This is a genomic window from Leptospira chreensis, from assembly GCF_016919165.1.
GTDB classification, from domain to species: domain Bacteria; phylum Spirochaetota; class Leptospiria; order Leptospirales; family Leptospiraceae; genus Leptospira_A; species Leptospira_A chreensis.
On record NZ_JAFFPS010000017.1, the window covers coordinates 15,747 to 33,667 of the forward strand.

16 protein-coding genes are annotated in these 17,921 nt (G+C 37.0%); 10 read left to right on the forward strand and 6 right to left on the reverse strand.

The genetic code is table 11. The features are described 5' to 3' along the window. The first annotated feature begins 225 nt into the window (after positions 1-225). Entirely contained in the window at positions 226-3,267 is a 3,042-nt protein-coding gene (locus JWG41_RS05380) for a PAS domain-containing protein (RefSeq protein ID WP_205268915.1), read from the forward strand. A gap of 190 nt (positions 3,268-3,457) precedes the next feature. Next, positions 3,458-4,966: an LA_3751/LA_3752 family putative glycosyltransferase gene (locus JWG41_RS05385; protein WP_232373734.1), complete on the forward strand. Its 1,509-nt coding sequence runs from the start codon at positions 3,458-3,460 to the stop codon at positions 4,964-4,966. A 23-nt stretch (positions 4,967-4,989) separates the two neighbouring features. On the opposite strand, the gene JWG41_RS05390 is transcribed toward JWG41_RS05385, so the two are convergent. After that, the gene (locus JWG41_RS05390) at positions 4,990-5,853 is read right to left on the reverse strand and encodes a DUF6544 family protein (RefSeq protein WP_205268916.1); all 864 of its coding nucleotides are present in this window, start codon (positions 5,851-5,853) and stop codon (positions 4,990-4,992) included. 347 nt (positions 5,854-6,200) lie between these two features. Between JWG41_RS05390 and JWG41_RS05395 the strand changes: the two genes are divergently transcribed. Together JWG41_RS05395 and JWG41_RS05400 are read left to right on the forward strand one after the other, a co-directional pair. Next, positions 6,201-6,593, forward strand: a complete 393-nt coding sequence (locus JWG41_RS05395) for a VOC family protein (RefSeq protein ID WP_205268917.1) — start codon at positions 6,201-6,203, stop codon at positions 6,591-6,593. Between the two features lie 67 nt (positions 6,594-6,660). Next, positions 6,661-7,521 (forward strand): AraC family transcriptional regulator, encoded by an 861-nt coding sequence (locus JWG41_RS05400; protein ID WP_205268918.1) that lies wholly within the window; start codon positions 6,661-6,663, stop codon positions 7,519-7,521. A 70-nt stretch (positions 7,522-7,591) separates the two neighbouring features. On the opposite strand, the gene JWG41_RS05405 is transcribed toward JWG41_RS05400, so the two are convergent. Then, the gene (locus tag JWG41_RS05405) at positions 7,592-8,059 is read right to left on the reverse strand and encodes a nuclear transport factor 2 family protein (protein WP_205268919.1); all 468 of its coding nucleotides are present in this window, start codon (positions 8,057-8,059) and stop codon (positions 7,592-7,594) included. A 100-nt stretch (positions 8,060-8,159) separates the two neighbouring features. Between JWG41_RS05405 and JWG41_RS05410 the strand changes: the two genes are divergently transcribed. Together JWG41_RS05410 and JWG41_RS05415 are read left to right on the forward strand one after the other, a co-directional pair. Further along, positions 8,160-8,762 (forward strand): TetR/AcrR family transcriptional regulator, encoded by a 603-nt coding sequence (locus tag JWG41_RS05410; RefSeq protein WP_205268920.1) that lies wholly within the window; start codon positions 8,160-8,162, stop codon positions 8,760-8,762. Between the two features lie 47 nt (positions 8,763-8,809). After that, entirely contained in the window at positions 8,810-9,649 is an 840-nt protein-coding gene (locus JWG41_RS05415; protein ID WP_205268921.1) for an SGNH/GDSL hydrolase family protein, read from the forward strand. 49 nt (positions 9,650-9,698) lie between these two features. On the opposite strand, the gene JWG41_RS05420 is transcribed toward JWG41_RS05415, so the two are convergent. From JWG41_RS05420 to JWG41_RS05430, 3 genes are read right to left on the reverse strand one after another with little or no spacing between them, the layout of a single operon-like run. Further along, entirely contained in the window at positions 9,699-10,517 is an 819-nt protein-coding gene (locus JWG41_RS05420) for a metallophosphoesterase (protein WP_205268922.1), read from the reverse strand. 37 nt (positions 10,518-10,554) lie between these two features. Then, positions 10,555-11,031 (reverse strand): hypothetical protein, encoded by a 477-nt coding sequence (locus JWG41_RS05425; protein ID WP_205268923.1) that lies wholly within the window; start codon positions 11,029-11,031, stop codon positions 10,555-10,557. A 51-nt stretch (positions 11,032-11,082) separates the two neighbouring features. Next, positions 11,083-11,847, reverse strand: a complete 765-nt coding sequence (locus JWG41_RS05430) for a response regulator (RefSeq protein WP_205268924.1) — start codon at positions 11,845-11,847, stop codon at positions 11,083-11,085. A 245-nt stretch (positions 11,848-12,092) separates the two neighbouring features. Between JWG41_RS05430 and JWG41_RS05435 the strand changes: the two genes are divergently transcribed. From JWG41_RS05435 to msrA, 4 genes are all read left to right on the forward strand, one after another. Continuing rightward, positions 12,093-13,673: a methyl-accepting chemotaxis protein gene (locus tag JWG41_RS05435; protein ID WP_205268925.1), complete on the forward strand. Its 1,581-nt coding sequence runs from the start codon at positions 12,093-12,095 to the stop codon at positions 13,671-13,673. A gap of 115 nt (positions 13,674-13,788) precedes the next feature. Then, on the forward strand, positions 13,789-14,979 hold the full coding sequence (locus JWG41_RS05440; protein WP_205268926.1) for a diguanylate cyclase: 1,191 nt from the start codon (positions 13,789-13,791) through the stop codon (positions 14,977-14,979). Between the two features lie 85 nt (positions 14,980-15,064). Further along, positions 15,065-15,589: a hypothetical protein gene (locus JWG41_RS05445; protein WP_205268927.1), complete on the forward strand. Its 525-nt coding sequence runs from the start codon at positions 15,065-15,067 to the stop codon at positions 15,587-15,589. Positions 15,590-15,633: 44 nt separating this feature from the next. Continuing rightward, positions 15,634-16,329 (forward strand): peptide-methionine (S)-S-oxide reductase MsrA, encoded by a 696-nt coding sequence (gene msrA / locus JWG41_RS05450; protein ID WP_408611737.1) that lies wholly within the window; start codon positions 15,634-15,636, stop codon positions 16,327-16,329. A 22-nt stretch (positions 16,330-16,351) separates the two neighbouring features. Here msrA and JWG41_RS05455 read toward each other — a convergent pair whose 3' ends face one another. Continuing rightward, positions 16,352-17,872 carry an HDOD domain-containing protein gene (locus JWG41_RS05455; protein WP_205268929.1) on the reverse strand — a complete coding sequence of 507 codons (1,521 nt, stop codon included), beginning with the start codon at positions 17,870-17,872 and terminating at the stop codon, positions 16,352-16,354. Between the last annotated feature and the right edge of the window lie 49 nt (positions 17,873-17,921).

Here is a 17,921-nt window from a genome sequence, read left to right on the forward strand (position 1 = left end):
ACGCCCCGGATCAACCGAGCGCCCTCGCCTTAGGAAGAGCCGGAAAAGGCGCAAAAGAAAAAGCTTAAAAAAATAAAGTGAAGGAGAAAGAAAAAAAATCTGAGCTTTCTTCAGTCTAAGCAGACAAAACAATACAAATTCTTTACCTCAGGGAAATCCCATAATTTGCTGTATAATATTCCTGAAATTTTTCTAATTCTAATTTAGCCCTATGGAATTTTTACCATGAAAGCCGAAGACACGATGAGCCTAGAGGATGCCAAAAAAAGAATCGCTGAATTGGAAAGAATCCTTCAGGAGAAGGAAGAAAATACCTATAAAACTTTCTTTGACCAAGATGAAGAAGCCATCGTTGTTTTTGATATCGAAAGTCGTCTGTTTACAGACTGTAACGCAAAGTTAACAGCAACTCTTGGGTTTACCAAGGAAGAATTTACAAAACTATCCGTAATGGATATCAGCCCCAAATACCAACCAAACGGGCAACCCTCAGAGACTCTCGCCAAACATTACATTAGCGAAGGATTCAAACACGGTAACATTCATTTTGACTGGGTACACTTAAACCATAAAGCAGAAGAAGTTTTTTGTGAAGTGCATTTATACAACTACTCCACAGCCAATGGAGGCGCTTTTGCAAGAGCGGTGATCAAAAAGAAAGATCAAGTGGTGCAACTGCAAAAGAAACTAGAACAAAAAGAAAAACTCCTATCAAAAGTAACACAAACCCTACCGGGAATCATTTATATCCAATCGATGGCGACAGATGAGTTTTTATATCTGAACAATACATTGGAATCGCAACTTGGGTATAATGTTGATTCCATTTTAACCTATGATTTTTTAATTAAAAATATTTTATACCCTGAAGATGTCCCGCGTATTGATGAACATGCCAAACGGATGTTGTCAGAGAAAAATACAGAAATATACGAAATTGATTTTAGAGTATTTCATAAAAATGGAAACATTCATTGGCTTCGAGTTTGGGAAACCAATTTTTCTTTCAGTGCGGATGGAGTTCCGACAGAAGTATTAGGCGTTGCGCAAGACATCACTAGTATTAAAAACATTGAATTCAATCTTAAAAAACAAAACGAACTCGGTGAAGAAATGCGCCGCACTTCCAAATCAGGGGTTTGGGAATGGACAGTCGCAACAGACACCATGTTTTGGACTCCCGATCTTTATTTTTTACTTTGCACTGATCCGAAAACCTACAAGCCCACCAAACAGAAGTTAATTGATTTTTTCACACCCGAATCTAAGGATAGGATCATTTTTGCACTTTCAGATGCAGAATTACAGAAAGAACCATTCGATTTAGAACTAGAGATGATGGCTAAGTCCAGATTTTGGGTTCGGGTCCAAGGAAAACTATTAGAAGATACAAATCAGCAACTCAAAATTATTGGAAGTATTGAAAACATAGACGACTCCAGAAAAAAAAGAATCGAACTTCTAGACAACGAAAATCGATTCCATAAAGTCGCGGAACAAACTGGACTCATCATTTATGATTACGATGTAGGTTCGGGAAAAATTGTTTGGGACGGGGCCATTAAATCCGTATTAGGTTACGAGAAAGATGAGTTTAACCAATTTGATATTGATGGTTGGGAGAATCTCCTCCATGAAGAAGATCGATTGCATACGATGCAAGCATTGACTGAGTCAATCGCCACGAGAACCCCTTACCGAGCCTACTACCGAATTCGTAAAAAAGATGGGAGTTTTACACCCATCGAAGAAAGAGGAGCTTTTTTATCCAAAGATCCTTCGGAACCGGGGAGACTAGTCGGTGTATTAGAAAACGTTGCTGCCAGAGTGGAATTTCTTAAAACCATTGAAACCAAAGAAAAAAGATTTAGAAACTTTTATAATTTTGCAAATGAAGCGATTGTCATTACCGAGGAAGACAAAATCGTCGATGCCAATTTTGCCTTTCAGAAATTATTTGGGTATGATTCCTTCCACGAAATTACAATCTCTAGTTTGATTGGGGATCCGTTATGGATGGGATTATCCTTTAAGGACAAAAGTTTTTCTACCGAGGGCCACAACAAGGCCGGTGTTTCGATCCCTCTACAAATCAACAAAAAAGCCTTGGGTGATGGAAGGTATCTTCTTTCTTTCATTGACCTAACCTCCATCCATGAAGCCGAATCCATTAAACGTGCATTAGATGATATCCAAGAAAGAAACGATCGCATTGTTTCGCAAAAAATAGAACTCGAAAGGGCTTTAGAAGAATTAAGGCTTACGCAATCCCAACTCATCCTAAATGAAAAGATGGCATCTCTCGGACAATTGATTGCAGGGATTGCCCATGAAGTCAACAATCCTTTAGGTGCGATCAAAGCATCGAGTGAATTGATTTTGAATAAAATCAAAGATCAAATTCCTAGGCAAAGTGAAATCATCCATTTTTTGAATCGGAAACCCGAAGAAGTGCGAGAAGTTTATTTTGCTTGGCTTTTAAAATCTTTTAATATCAAAAATCATTTTCACGGTTCCGTTTCTAGAAAACAGAAAAGACTATTAGCCATTCATCTGAATGAGTTGGGTTGTAAATATTCTGAAGAAATTGCTGAAGAAGTGGTTGATTTAGGAATTCAAGATTCTTTTCCCATGATTGAACATCTCGCCAAAGAAGATGATTTTATAGAGTTATTCAATTATGGCATTGACTACATCCAAGCGGCGCAATACTTAAATTCGACACTGGAATCCATCCAACGTGTTTCTAAAATTCTATATGCACTTAAGAACTTTGCTCACTTCGACAAATTAGGAGTGAAAGTAAAGGCAGACCTAATTTCCAATATTGAAACTGTTTTGACTCTTTATAACAACCAGATCAAAAATGGAATCACTGTGATGAAGGATTATCCCGAAAACCTTCCACTAATACTCTGCTATCCTGATGACCTCATTCAAGTTTGGACCAATTTAATTTTTAATGCCATCCAAGCCATGAACTACAAAGGCGTTCTAACTCTTTGTGTAAAAGAAAAAATTTCAACAACAAACAAAACACCCTACGTGGAAGTGACCATCGAGGACACTGGCTGCGGGATTCCGGAAAATATAAAAGAAAGAATCTTCGAACCTTTTTTCACAACAAAGGAATTAGGAGAAGGAAGTGGTTTGGGGCTTGATATTGTACGGAGAGTCATTCTCAAACACAATGGACATATTGAAGTAAACTCCGCTCCGGGAAAAACCAGCTTTACGGTGTTATTGCCCATAGAAAGAGAAACATAAAAGTAGACAGCTGTTCAGTCATTTATTTTTAATTTCAAAAAAACATAACGGGAACATAAAATTTTCAAAATCTAGGAATTATCCGTATAATCTGTACGCAAAACTGTCCAGAGACAATTTCTCTTCCTTTTATAAAAACTAGTCAATTTATATTTGCCAATTTTTATCCTTCCCTTATACCAGAGGCATCGTGACAAAGTCTCGAAACACGGCCATCATCCTCTTCTGTATATCCCTTTCCTTACTTTTAGTCCAATTCCTAATTCGAGTCGATACCTACTATTTGTCAGATCCGCTCGTGAAGATGATTCAAGTCATTTCCCTTTGGAAACAGAATTGGTCCACGGAAGGAATTCTATCTCCTACAAAAGATTTAGATCCCCTCTTTCTAATGAGCCCTTTCAACGAATCTTTTGTTTTTTTGCATGAAGGAAAACTCATTGGACAATACCCCATCGGATTTACTTTCTTCTATTCCCTATTTGGATTTTTACCGTTTCCCTTTCTTCCCTATCTCAATTTTGTATTTTTAATTCTATTCGGAAGATTATTATTCAAAAACGGAATTTTACCTTCTGTTCTAGTCCTAACAATACTCGGGACTGTCGCATTTCCTCTGTTAGTTGATTTTTCAGAAAACGGTTTATTCCTCATTCTGGCCGGGTATGGATATACTTTTTTGTTTCAGGCTTTTTTAAATCATAAAAAAGAAAACTGGGTTTGGGGAAATATCTTTCTCGGATTATCTCTTTGGTTTCGCTTAGAAGGTATTTTATTATTTTTAGCCATCCAACTCACAATTGGGTACATCAGCTTTTATATAAAGAAACAACCCCTTAGAGAAACCGCTCATCCCATTCGTTATATTATTTTTTTGATTTTTTTGTTATTTTTCCTGATATGGAATGCCGCTCAATACTCGCATCCATTCGGAACAAGATATCTAACCAATTTTGGGAAAATTGAAAATCAGTTTTATGAACAAATCGAAATTTTTCTGGCGATTGCATTCACCTATCCAAGATCCAATGTTTGGTCTTTAGGTTTTTTTATCCATACCCCTATATTTTTATATGCACTAGTCAAACTCCAAAAAAAACAAATTTTTCAAAATCTAAACCTACTCTTTCATTTAGCCGTTGTGCTCTTGTTTTTATCATTCGTTGCTTTCACATCCCCTAACGATGGAGTGACACTAACGGGCAGGTATTTACTCGTTTTGGTTTACCCACTTTCTTTTCTTTTAAACGACCAAATGGAGGAATTTAAAAAGAACAAGATCCGTCTCTATGCGCTCATTACGTGGTCTTATTTATGTACGTTACTTATTTTGGTTGTGTTTTACTTTTCCAGCCAAGAACTAAAAAAACTACGTAATGAACTATCTCAATTTAATTCTCCCTTAATTATCACGACCAATGAACTTCTTTCAGGAAGTTATGGTTTGAATCTATTGGATCAAAAAGTAATTTCTCTTCGAAGCGAATACTTTGCAAAATATCTATTTTACAACCTGCAGAACGTGAGACAAAAAGAATTTATGATCCTGACAGTCGGCAAAGAAACCAAATACAATAGAGACGAAAAAGATGTGTTTGCGGCAATCCTATCAGAAGCCAAACCCTCAGGTTATGATTGTTCTAAGGAAGAACGTTCCGCAAGAGTGATCGCACGCAGCTGTATCAAAATCGAAAAATGATCGGTTTCTTAAGATAGATTTCTTTATTCTGATTTTTGTCCTTTTCTGTTGTATTCCAAAGATTTTAAGAAAAATTTCCCATAAGTAAAATTCCCTTCTGGATAATTCCAAATGGCTTCCCCATAAGTAGGAACCTTGATTCCGTGAAACTCTTTATAATCACGAACGGGAGTTGTCCAACGTGCCTTTCGCAAACTTCCATCATCCTGTAATGCAGAACGGTCTTCCGAAACAAATTGGACAAGCTCTCCCCTATCATTAAAATAAAGAATGGCAGATACCTTATATTTACCGTTTTGAAAAATTACCTTGGCAGAGAGCGAATCTAGTTGTTTCCAAGTAACTCTCTTGTCAATGAGTGCGGAAGGTGCAAACAAACATAGGTCGTTTAACAGAGTCACCGTTTCTGCGATGGAAAGTTCTTCTCCAGATAAATTGACCGCATTAAAAAGAGAAGCCACACGAACCACCATCGTTGCCTTTTCTTCTGAATAGGAATGTAGAACACGAAAGGGAATTCCCATCATACTCGCCTTCATAAAAAAATGCCGGGCGGGTTTTTTAAAAAAATTAAACTGATCCGAAGAAGATACCATTGGTTTCGCTTCCGAATTTTGATACATCAACTCCTCAAATACAATCCGTATATTTTGGACTTTCGGTTTTCCAATCACACCAGTGTATTTTAGATATTTCCGTACGGGTGGGGGCATATATTGAATTTGGGATTCTGTTACCATTTGTTCATCGACTAACGGCTGTGCCTTGAACTCGGACTCCACTTTAGAATCAAAAGAAGATTGGACACTATTGCATGCAAAAACAAAACCACAGGCCAAACCGATCCCTACTGCATTCAATCGGATATTTGATTTCCATTGATTCATTTTTAGAATCCTCCTAAAAAAAATCCTATCTGACTCTAATTCTTTTTTTGATACTAGGTGATTCAAATAGAAAGCAAAAATTTGATTGGAAATCATTAGATTGATTCTACGTTTTCATTCCGCCATGTTGCATTTTTTACTCATCTTACTCTATCGTGCCGTTGTCGAAATGTATTTATTTCGGCTCTAAAAAGAAGCGCAAGGGATCGTAGCGTAAATCCTTTGCGAAGCAAAGATTGGAGCGGAGAGCGCGGTCGCACTCGTGCGATGCGCCCAGAAAAAATAGCAAAAACGATCCAATATAGATTTTTATCTTTGGTAAACTAGGATTTACAAAAGGAGAAATTATGGCATTCCAACAAATTCAAACAGGAATCATTACCGAAAAATTAACCGAAACAAAAACCTTTTATGAAAAATGGTTAGGACTCGCAACCAAATTCGAATCGGACTGGTTTGTATTACTTTGCTTACCCAACCGTCCCGAAGTGGAGTTGGCAATTATGAAACCTAACCAAGAACAGGTGAGAAAACCCTACTTTCAAATTCCCTACCCGGGAAAAGGAATTTGGTTTATCTTCGAATCTAAAGATGTGGAAAAAGAATTTGCAGAGATGAAAGAAAAAAAAGCACCAATTGACCTTCCTTTGACAAAAGAAGAATGGGGAGATGTGCATTTCACTTTGATTGATCCGAATGGAATTGGAATCGATATTGTCCAGGAACGAAATCCTGGTTAAAATTTAGAAAGACAAATAGGGATGACCTTTCTTAACTTTGTTTTAGAAAGTAAGAAAGGACTCTCCCTTGCCACAAACACCCAACCTCTATCCGATTTGGAACAAAATGGAAGGACAACTGGATGAAACCATTGGTCTCAACCAAATTGCTTTTTTTACTGGATATAGTGATTGGCATTTCCATCGTTTGTTTAAAAAAGTGCAAGGTGAGAATGTAAAGGAATACATACGCCGGTTACGTTTAGAAAAAGCAGCTTACGAATTAAAAATCACAAACTTTCCGATTTTAGAAATTGCAATCGAGGCCGGTTTTTTATCTCATGAAGCATTTTCAAAAGCCTTCAAACGAGTGATTGGTTCTACACCTTCCGAGTTTCGCAAACAGTTTCAAAAGAAAAAGGGAAAGTCTCTCAAGGACCACATAACCATACCAGACGGAATTTCAAAACATGGGTTTCAAATCAAAACCATCTCTTCTTTAACTATTGTTTATGTCCGCCATATTGGAAATTATGAAGAACTACCAGGTCCGATCGCGGGAACAAAAGAAGTTCTTTCCATTCAATCTTTAATACAAAATTGGAATTCTAAAAATTCGAATCATAAGTGGATAGGAATTAGCCAAGATGATCCAAAAATTTCTCCCAAAGGAAAAATACGATTCGATTTAGGAATTACTGTGGGACCAGAACCAAAACAAATTCCAGAGGGACTCGGAATCCAAACCATTCCTGGTGGTAAGTATCTTCAAATTCGTTACCAAGGCAGTTACTACAATTTACCAAAAATCTATGATTGGATTTTAAATGATTATTTTAAATCCAATCCCTATCAAATTAAAAACCAACCACCTTGGGAGTGTTACTTGAATCCCTATGAAAAGGAAGAAAATAAACGAATTACAGATATTTATATTCCGATTCGCTAATGGATTTTTTTGACTCACTTCCCAAGTTGGTCAATACTTCCAATGGTTTTTGAAACCAATGAATCGTTGATTAATCTACTGCCTTTACATAAGAGGCACTGTCTTCATAAAAATGGTAAGAGAAAATTTTTCCATCTTTGATTTGAACTTTCAAAGCCCAATCACTGGCAAAAGGTTTCCCGGTTGATTTTAAAACATGCAAAAAACTTCCACTGGCAAACACCCAATCCTTTTTTCCAACAATCTGATCCACTTGGAATTTTTTTGTGTCAAACTGTGATCCCATATTTTTCAAAAACTCTTCTGCTCCTGAAATACCCGTATAGGTTCCATACAGTTGGTTTTCAGAACGATCTTGGTTGCGAACCGCTGTAATCGTTGTTTGTGAATGGAAACAATCCAATACGCCTTTTGCATTCCCTTTCCCAAATTCACTAAAAAACGTTCCCAGAACCTTTTCCCCAGAGGGAGAAGCAGATTTGGCAAACAATCCAACACTTCCAAACAACAGTGTAGCAAAAACTACGATCGATTTCATTTATATCTCCTTTAATAACGATACCGTAAGTATCGTTATTCGATACCATACGTATCGAAATAAAGTTGACAGTCAAGTTTTTTTTAGAATATTCTGACTTATGGCTGTAAAAAAGAAAGTCACACCGAAAACTGCAGGCCGTCCAAGGTCTGAAGATTTGGAACCTTTGGTGCTCAAAACGACATACGAGATGTTAGCGAAAAAAGGTTACCATGGGTTTTCTATCGATGATATAGTTTTGGAAACAGGAGTTGCTAAAACTACCATTTACAGACGTTGGCCAAACAAAGCAAATCTAGCCATGAGCACTGTGACTCATATGATCTCTCCCTATTTAGAATTTCCAAAAGATGTTCCCTTCAAGAAGGCATTACTCGATCAAATGGAAGCACTATCAACTGTGTTTTCTGGCAAATTTGGGCGTGTCATTTCGACTTTGATTGGGGCTGGACAACAAGACTTAGAATTATCGGAATCGATTTTGGAAAACTATCTTTTGCCCCGAAGGAAGGCCGCCAAACTATTTTTCCAACATGCCATTGAATCTAAACAAATCCAACCCCTCTCCGATTCAGAGATCGATGTTTGTATGGATGTTCTTTATGGCACATTATACTTTCGATTATTACTCAAACATGAAAAACCACAGTTCCAAGATTTGCGAACCTGGTTAGAAAGATTTTTAAAAACATTGGAAAAATAACAAATTTTTGCTTTTTCATTTTTTGGATTTTATTAGGATCAAACCACATGAAATCACTTTCTAAACTCTGGCTCCTTAGTTTTTTAATCTTTGAATCTTGTGTCATCTTCCAAGCCACAAAAGTTCCCTCTAACAATCTAAAGTCTGCCCTAGAGGAAAAGTCCACAAAGACGCCAAAAATTGTTTTTTTAGGGGATAGTATCACCCACGGTCGTGTGAGTTATGATTATGTAGGCTCCATCGCCAAACATCCGAATCTTATCAATTACCAAGTCATCAACGAAGGAATCAATAGCCGATTGACAGTGCAAATCCTGGAACAATTAGATCATCTCGAACAACTAAATCCTGATTTTGTATTTCTTCTCATTGGGACAAATGATTTAAAAGCAACTCTTTCTGAGGATGAATACAAGCGCTATGCGAGTCTTTGGAAATTGAAAGAACCAGTTTCAGAAGAAAGTTTTGTGAAAAACCTAACAAAGATCATCCAAACCATACAAAAGGATACAAAAGCAAAACTCGTTGTTTTTTCTCCACCGGTTTTGGGAGAGGATCCAAATTCCATTCCTTTCCAAAGGTCAAAACGGTTTGCGGAACTCACTAAGGAAGTGGTGACCAAAGAAAATGCCATCTACAAACCGTTACACGAAACACTTTCCCAAGGATTAGAAACTTCCAATATCAAAACGAGAAAACCTTATATCCAAAGTACTTGGGGAATGTATTGGACCATTTTGAAATATTACTCTTCCACTTCTACTTGGGATGATCTCGGTGATTCGAATGGTTACTATTATTTAACGGATGCCATACATTTGAATGAACGAGGAGGAAAGATTTTGGAAGGTATGGCCTTGGAAGAGATTTTACCAAAGATGAAATAAAAAAAGAATCCAGTCGCAGAAATCCATTGATAGAAAATTCTATGCGACCTTATTTTTTAGACCGAAGGACAATGATAGGAATTTCAGCCGGGCAGTAGAAACGAATAGGAATGATCGACCAGCCAATGCCACTTGAGATAAAAACATCTTCTCCAAAACGATTCTTTTTAAAACCTTGATCCAATGATTTATCAGCCACTGGTAAAACAGGAGAATATTCGAAAAAAGGAATCCGAACTTGACCTCCATGAGTGTGACCTGCGAGAAACAAATCTACTTTTGTTGTATGTTTTGTATTTGTGGAATCCGGATTATGAGCGAGGACAATTCTGAAAATTTGATCCGATTGGGATGAGTTCACCGAGTCTATCTCAAAGTGATCCTCCCAATAATCACCTAATCCCAAAAAGGCGATTTGTTGATTCTTTTTTTGGATCAGAATCTCTTTGTTTCTTACAGATTTTCCACTCTCTTCTAATAACTTCAGTGAGAGTTTATGATTGGCCCAATGGTCATGGTTTCCGTTCACAAAAAGAACCTTTTCCTTTGATGAAAACTGATTGAGGATAGGCCAAACAGCTAATAGTTCTACATCACGATTTCTTTTTTTTACATAATCACCTAATCCAACAATGACATCAGGTTTTAAATCATTGGTTTTTGAGACTAAATGTTGAATCCAAAATTCTGGATTTAAAAAACCATAATGTAGATCAGTAACCACTGCAATTTTAAAACCATCAAACTCCTTTGGAATTCGTTCGGAATAAAATTCATACTCAGGGAATCGGACAATATACCTTTCGATAAAAAAGGAATTAACAAATAAGAATAACAAGAACCAAATGATGTATTTTATTTTTTTCATAAACTGCATTTAAACTAAACTATTTTTTTCATTCAACTCAGGTTTGATTGAATTGGAATAAGAGAAATGAAAAGAAAATCAAATTAGAAAGAGATATAAGTCCAAAAAAAAGTTTAATCTTCTTAGCAGTTACAATCTCCGGATTACCGGTACCTTTCACAACGACGAGTCCAGGATGTTCCTCCAAAAACTCCGCCCCTTTTTTAAAATAAATCCAACGGATACCTAACAACCAAAGGGTGAAAACAGAAACATAGAAAAGAATGATAAACGGATTCAGAGATTTTATATAAAGATAGTCGGTCAAACTGATTGTATACTTAGAAAGATTGCCGATTCCAATAATGACCCAAGGAATGTTTCCATAAAAAATAATTCCTTTTACCAGTTGATTATACCCAGATTCTAACTCCGGTTTTCCTTTTATGTATTTTTGGGATCTATATTTTAAAACGAAGGCATTTAGGGTCGTAACGGCAATAAAAGCGACCCATATAAAATTAAAAATTTCCATTTCTCACCTCTTCAATAATACCTAAACTAAAAAACAACGAGAAGACATTGATTAAAAAATAATGTTTTGGAAAGTCAGTGCATGCGTCTTCCCGTTGATTTCCACCATTTCGATACTTAAATTGCCTTCCCGAGTCTCTCCATTCCTTAATTTGAATCTATGTTTAAACCCAGTCAGTCTCCCATCAGTTAAAACTTTTTTTCTAATTTCTGCACTATCTGCATCATTAACATACATATTCAGTTCTAAACTAGTTTTACCAATAACTTCTTTTTTTTCATAACCAACTAATTTTTCAAATGCAGGGTTCACATCTACAAACTTAAAATTGTCACTTGTGTCATGTAACGACATAGCAATTGGACTTACTAAAAATGCTTTTTCAAAAAGCTCCTGAGCTTCTGATTGTTTTTTGTTACTTTCAAACAAACGTAAGGCCATTTTTATAGAAGCAATTAAAACGATTTCTCCTGAATTTTTTACAATATAACCATAGGAAGTAATTGTTTCTGTGCGATTGACAATTTCAGGTTCTGTATGTGAGGACAAAAAAACTAAAGGAATAGAATGTCTCGAGAGAATTTCTTTTGCTGCTTCTGTTCCATCCATTCCAGGACCCAAATCAATATCCATAAGAATGATATCGATTGGATTTTGTTTTCTAGACAAAAATGAAATCGCAGCCTCTCCGTTACTAACATGATGGACAACAAAACCAACAGATTTTAAGATTCGAATCTGCATCATTGCCAGTATCGCTTCGTCCTCAACGAGAAGAATGGACTTACCAAGTACAGAACTATCATTTACTATCATTTGTTAATGATAAAAATATTATTTCCTTAAGAAAGAACAACTCATAATACACTGAAGGTGAAATTCTCTCCTAGGAGACGAACCAAGAAGAGACTAGAGGCAACCCTAAGACTTAGGATAACTACGAAAGTATTCAAAATAAATAAATTGAATCTTTAAAGAGAACATACATCTTGTTACAGGATCGCTGGTCCAGAACCAACCCATAACACCAGAAATAAGAACATCCATCGAGGAGATTAGGAATGTCCACAGAAACAAACGAAATCAGTCGGTTCGAAAGAACCTTGTTCCGTAAGGGAATCTCCCTGATTGTGTTCACAAAGTACGGACTCAGTGCTGTTTTTTTACTCGGTGTTGCCTCAAACTATTCAACAAAAAGTTTTATTCCCAATTTAATTGGATCGCTTGTATTCTTGTTAAACGGGGTTGTCCCTGGGATTCGACTACGCCAAGGAAAAGAAATTAGCCGGTTGGCCGCAAATTCTATCATCTTTATTGATCTCCTAATCATTCTTTGTTTTTTTTATTTAGATATTTATAACAGTCATACAAAGGGAGATGCGAGTAACACTCTGAGTACAGGGATTTTTTATATTATTTTTGTATTCATAGCGATCTATTCTAGTTTTCTTTTTGAAACAAAACTTGTTGTAGCTGTGGGAGTGATTTCCACCTGTTTGTATTTAGGTGGGATTTATTTTTCGACAACACTTGGATCCGTTCCCATTGCAAAACCTTATCCCGAAATGATCCGAGCAAACCATATCATCGTAACCACAGAAATCCAAAAAATTATCTTTTACTTTGGAGTTATTTTTAGTTTACGTTACGTTGTTTCTTTGATGCGAGAAATGCAAACTGATTTAAAAATAAAACTAAAAGATACTTTAGAAAAACAAACCTTCATTACAAATAAATCAAACCAAATGGAGAAGTCGGCAGTGACTCTTGCCGCTTCAGTAGACACTCTCCAATCCATGTCGGATGAACTCCACAACCAATCGCAAAACCAAGCAGCTTCGGTAGAAGAAATCTCGGCTTCCGTAGAAGAACTTTCTTCTTCTGCAGTCAGCTCAGCCAATCTAGTTGAAACCCAAGTAACAAAAGTCAAAATTGTGGATCAAAACTTTTTATCACTTCAAAATATCAGTGAAAGTGTAAAATCGAAAACCAATCAAATTGCCAAAGATGTAAGTCTCTCTGCCGATTTTAGCAAAAAAGTAAAAATTTCCTCAGAAGAACTCAACAGTATTTATGCAGAACTGAACAAAGCCTTTTCGAAAGTAGAAGAAATCAACCAAATGATGTCAGAAATCGCAGACCAAACCAACTTACTTGCGTTAAATGCATCTATTGAAGCAGCTCGTGCCGGAGAACATGGCCGAGGGTTTGCCGTAGTGGCACAAGAAGTTGCAAAACTTGCCGACCGTTCTCAGTCCAATGCAGGTACCATCGCAAAAATTGTAAAGGATGCTGGACTGAAAATCAACGAGGGAACTAGGTTTTCCCAGGAAGTCAAAACCCAAGTGGAAAGCCAAAACGAAGAATTGCTGCGAATCGAAAGCGAAATTTTGAGTTTAGAAGGTCATGTCACCGAACAGGAAGATTTGAACGCCAAACTTAGAGTTACATTTTCTGAACTCCACGAACTTTCCGAACAAATTGGAGTGATTGCCCAGGAACAAATGACCGGTAGTAAAGAAATCAACCATGCGATCACTGTCATTGATGAAACCACACAGAAACTCGCTGATTCTGTCCAACTCCTCGCTGAGGAAATCAATGAGATCCATTCGCAATCGAAACAGCTAACAGCGACCTGAGGGATTTCCCTTTAGACTGAACAAAGTTTTAGGAATAAAACCTGTCTTTACAATAGGTAGCTTTCCTAAAATCCTGGGCAATTGTAGGAAATAAATTGCCCAGCTAAAGCTTGCCATGTTGAAATCTAAAAAACCCGGTCGACCCGGCCAACGAATCGAAGATACCATAATGGCAATTTTGGAAGAGGATCCTTGTTCCGAGGAAACTCTAGTCCAAAAAATCAAAGACGGGCATATCCATACTTTAGATGATTCTCAAATTTATTCTGCCTTACTCAAGGTTCTAACTTCCTTAGATGTCCCTGAAAATGAATCCGAGTCCATTTGGCAAAATATTATAGATAACAAAAACAAACTTACCCACTGTATGGGTCGCGAAGTCGGAATTCGAATTGCTACTTTAGATTATTTCACAAACATCAATAAAAAAATCAAAAATCCAAAAATCATCGAAATGAGACTTTTCGCTGATACCGAAAAACTAATATTAGTTGATGAACTCACAAGATTGTATAACAGAAGACATTTCGAAACGGCACTCAATCGCGAATTCAAACAATCTACAAGATACAATCAAAATCTTTCCCTCCTCATTATTGACATTGATGATTTCAAAAAAATCAATGATACCTATGGACATACCACTGGTGATGAAATCCTTACGAAAGTGGCAAAACAAATTACCTCTTGTTTGCGTACTGAGGATACGGCTTGCCGCATAGGTGGTGAAGAGTTTGCTGTGATTTTTCCGCAGACTAATGAAGAACAAGCACTCATTGCATCAGAAAAACTTCTAGAGGCTTGTCGCACCATCCAATTGAGCGGAAAGTCTGTGACCTTAAGCGGTGGAATCGTATCTTATCCAGAAAAAGTAAAAACTTGCGGAGACATGTATGACCTGGCAGACCGTGCCTTGTATACAGCAAAATATTCTGGAAAAAACCAAGTTGTTGCTTATTCCAATGAAAAACGCAGTAGTTTGCGTTTTGATGCGAACTTAGAACTTCTTTTTATTCTGCCGGACAAAACTCTAAAAACCATTTCAAAAAATATTTCAGTCACTGGAATTGCTTTTGATACAGATGACGATATCACTCTCAATGAATCCTTTGATGTCAAACTTCGCGAGTCTGATTCACACAATGAAATTAATGCCAAAATCAAAGTGATCAGAAAGGAAGAAGTGGGAATCCAAAAATACCATATGGGTGCTGAGTTTTTAGAACTCTCTCCCGAAGACCAAACCAAGTTATCGGAACTTTATACACTCCACCGATACAAATCAAAAGTTCCAACCGGTGTGTAAATAAGTCCGAAGCCAATCCGGCATTCCCTTGAAAATGAAATAAATTTTCCTTGCCGGTAGTTTGGATTTAAGTTTCCATTCATTCGTGTTCGGTTTTTATCTCTGCTTTTTCTGGATCCTCATTCGTTTCTTTTCCCCTGAGTTTTCCTGGCCGTCTGGTCTCATCCCCCCACTCCAATTCCTTTTTTGGTGGAATCTCATTTTTTCCGCTTTTTGGTTACTCCTCGTTCTGGTCGTGGTTTTTGGGCTTTTGGGATTTTTACTCCGAATCCCCGTTGTCGGAATTTTATTACAAGGGATCAGAAACCAAGTCACCGAAATTGGTTGGTATAAATTCCTCCTCAACAGAACAACCGTTTGGTTGGTGAGCCAAACTTTCATCCTTTCCGGTTCCTTTGTTTTTGGATACGGGAGAGGTTTAGAACCTTTCGTTTATACCATAGCTTTAATAACAACCGTTCTTGGTTACTTCATCAAACAAAACTTTTACAAACCAATGGCAAGTTTCTCTGGATCCAAAGGGGTCTTCGTTTATCGGGGCGGAAAAGAAGGTGGTTTTCCACCAAACCCAGACCAGTTTCCTAAGGAAAAAGACGTAACTCCTCCTTAAATCCATTGGTCTTTTGTTACTAAAACTTGTAAAAAACCAATCTAATGGATATGGTATCTGCAAAATTCCTTTCTTCTTCTCGTGTCTTCACTTATGGAATCTTATTCTTGATTTCCGCTTTCCTCACTCTCCAGTGCCATCTTTTCTCGGAAAAGGATGAGGCTGTCCAAAAAATTTTCCTACAACCCAAAGAGGGTCAAAAAATTGCCGCCTTTGCCGAAGGTTGTTTTTGGTGTTCAGAACATATCTTTGAATCGGTACCTGGAGTTTTGGATGTTGTCTCTGGATACGCCGGAGGACATACAAAGAATCCAAGTTATGATTTAGTAAACACAGAAACTACAGGACATGCAGAAACAGTTTTGGTTTATTATGATCCATCTAAGATCGATTATGCGGAACTTTGTAGGATCTTTTTTCTTTCCCATGACCCAACCACATTAAACAGACAAGGTCCCGATGAAGGATCTTCTTACAGATCCATTCTCTTTTATAGTTCCGATGCAGAATTAAAAATTGCAAAAAAAATCCAAGGGGAATTGAAAGAAAAACAAATCTGGAAAGATCCCATTGTTACAGAATTTCAAGAATTAAAAGAATTTTACCGGGCCGAAGGATACCACCAAAATTTTATACAAAACAATCCGAACCAGTCTTATGTGCGCGGTGTTTCCATTCCAAGATACAAAGAATTCCAATCTCGGTATGAACTTTACAAAACGACAAAAAAGGAAAAATAATTTTAGAGATCTCGATTCTCTATTAGTAGGATAAAAATTCTTCCTTGAGTTTGGTGCGAAAGGAATCAAACTCTGCTTTCGAATGAAACTTACAAAGTTTGAGAATTTCGGCAGGGATCTCCGAAGATTTTGCTTCTTTAGCATTGATTGATATCATCATATCACTCAAATAAATAGGAAATACGATCGATGCATATTCTTCGTCAGCGACAAGGGGTCTGTGATGGAATTCCATTGCCTTAATGTAAAGAACCGGGAAACTCCATTTTTCACCAACCATAGCACCTAACTTCGAGTGAGTGATTCCAATCGCCGACTCTTCCATACTGATAGTAGAAGCTATTTCCCGAGAATTAGAATAAGTTTTGATTTTTGACATATGTTGTTTGTCAAAAGACAAAAGTAAAATTTCACCAATATCGTGCAAAAGAGATGCCGCAATCAGATTACTAAGGTCTGATTTATTCATCCCCATCCTTTGCCCAATGGCTTTACAATAAAAAGCAGACTCGTTCGATTTTTCCCAAATGGCGGCAAAAGCAGGGAACTTATCTTCTAACATCTGCTTGGTTCCAAGGCTATACAATAAAGTTTGTAATTCTTTTAAACCAATGAGTTGGATCGCACGATCCAAACTTTCCACTCTTCCTCCTCGTCTAAATGCAGCCGAGTTGGAAAGTTTCAATATGTTGGCAGACAGAGCAATGTCCCGTTTGATCATTTCAGCGATGGTACCAATACTTGAGTTTGGTTTGTCAATGGCATCCTGAATGTCTTTGATCGCTTTAGGGAATGTTGGTAAATTATCAATTTGAGAAACTATATCATCAATTTTTTCCAACTGTTGGCTTTCTTTAGAAACCTTAGAAGGAATATCGATCATAAAAACAGTTTTGTTTTCGCCAGATTCAAACTTAAAAGCAGAATCCCCTAAACCATCGTTTCGCAACATCATGAGTGTCATAATCAAACCAAGGCCAGCACCTTCTTGTTCGCTTGACATATCCATAAAGGCTTCTGCTAAATCGTTATACGTTTTTGCTTTATCAATTCTTTCTTTGATTCTTGCTGATTCTGCCGTAGTCAGTTGCACATTGTTCATGATCCGTATGCGCATTAAACTTTTATTATGAATGAACGAAACAAAAACCCCAAAATTATTTCTCTGGAGTGACTCTTCTATCGTGTCTCGATTTTCTAGGTAGGTTTTTTTGAATTCAGCAATCCCTGCTTCATATTCAGCTTCATCTTCGATATTACTCGCACGGTTTTTAAAAAAAACTCGTTTTGCATTTGCTTTGATTGCATTCGTAACAGTTTCTTTTACCGCCGCAAGAACTGAATCCCTAACAATAATTAGGTCAAGTTGCAACAAAAAACGATCCAAAACCTGATACAATGTATTTTCTACTTCATCAGTAATTTGAAAAAATTTAAAATGAAAGGGGGCATTTTCTAAAATAGGATGATTGATATCATCTATGTTAGAATGAAGACCTAAGTCTTGTTTGTATTCTAATGTGACAGCCTTCGGACTTGCCATAAAACCTCAAGTAGTGAAGAAGCGCCGAAAGGGATTTCCCTAGACTGGT

Coding starts and splice junctions, on each gene's coding strand:
- JWG41_RS05380 (WP_205268915.1), top strand. CDS start 226: ATGAAAGCCGAAGACACGATGAGCCTAGAGGATGCCAAAAAAAGAATC.
- JWG41_RS05390 (WP_205268916.1), bottom strand. CDS start 5,853: ATGAATCAATGGAAATCAAATATCCGATTGAATGCAGTAGGGATCGGT.
- JWG41_RS05395 (WP_205268917.1), top strand. CDS start 6,201: ATGGCATTCCAACAAATTCAAACAGGAATCATTACCGAAAAATTAACC.
- JWG41_RS05405 (WP_205268919.1), bottom strand. CDS start 8,059: ATGAAATCGATCGTAGTTTTTGCTACACTGTTGTTTGGAAGTGTTGGA.
- JWG41_RS05410 (WP_205268920.1), top strand. CDS start 8,160: ATGGCTGTAAAAAAGAAAGTCACACCGAAAACTGCAGGCCGTCCAAGG.
- JWG41_RS05415 (WP_205268921.1), top strand. CDS start 8,810: ATGAAATCACTTTCTAAACTCTGGCTCCTTAGTTTTTTAATCTTTGAA.
- JWG41_RS05420 (WP_205268922.1), bottom strand. CDS start 10,517: ATGAAAAAAATAAAATACATCATTTGGTTCTTGTTATTCTTATTTGTT.
- JWG41_RS05425 (WP_205268923.1), bottom strand. CDS start 11,031: ATGGAAATTTTTAATTTTATATGGGTCGCTTTTATTGCCGTTACGACC.
- JWG41_RS05430 (WP_205268924.1), bottom strand. CDS start 11,847: ATGATAGTAAATGATAGTTCTGTACTTGGTAAGTCCATTCTTCTCGTT.
- JWG41_RS05435 (WP_205268925.1), top strand. CDS start 12,093: ATGTCCACAGAAACAAACGAAATCAGTCGGTTCGAAAGAACCTTGTTC.
- JWG41_RS05440 (WP_205268926.1), top strand. CDS start 13,789: ATGTTGAAATCTAAAAAACCCGGTCGACCCGGCCAACGAATCGAAGAT.
- msrA (WP_408611737.1), top strand. CDS start 15,634: ATGGATATGGTATCTGCAAAATTCCTTTCTTCTTCTCGTGTCTTCACT.
- JWG41_RS05455 (WP_205268929.1), bottom strand. CDS start 17,872: ATGGCAAGTCCGAAGGCTGTCACATTAGAATACAAACAAGACTTAGGT.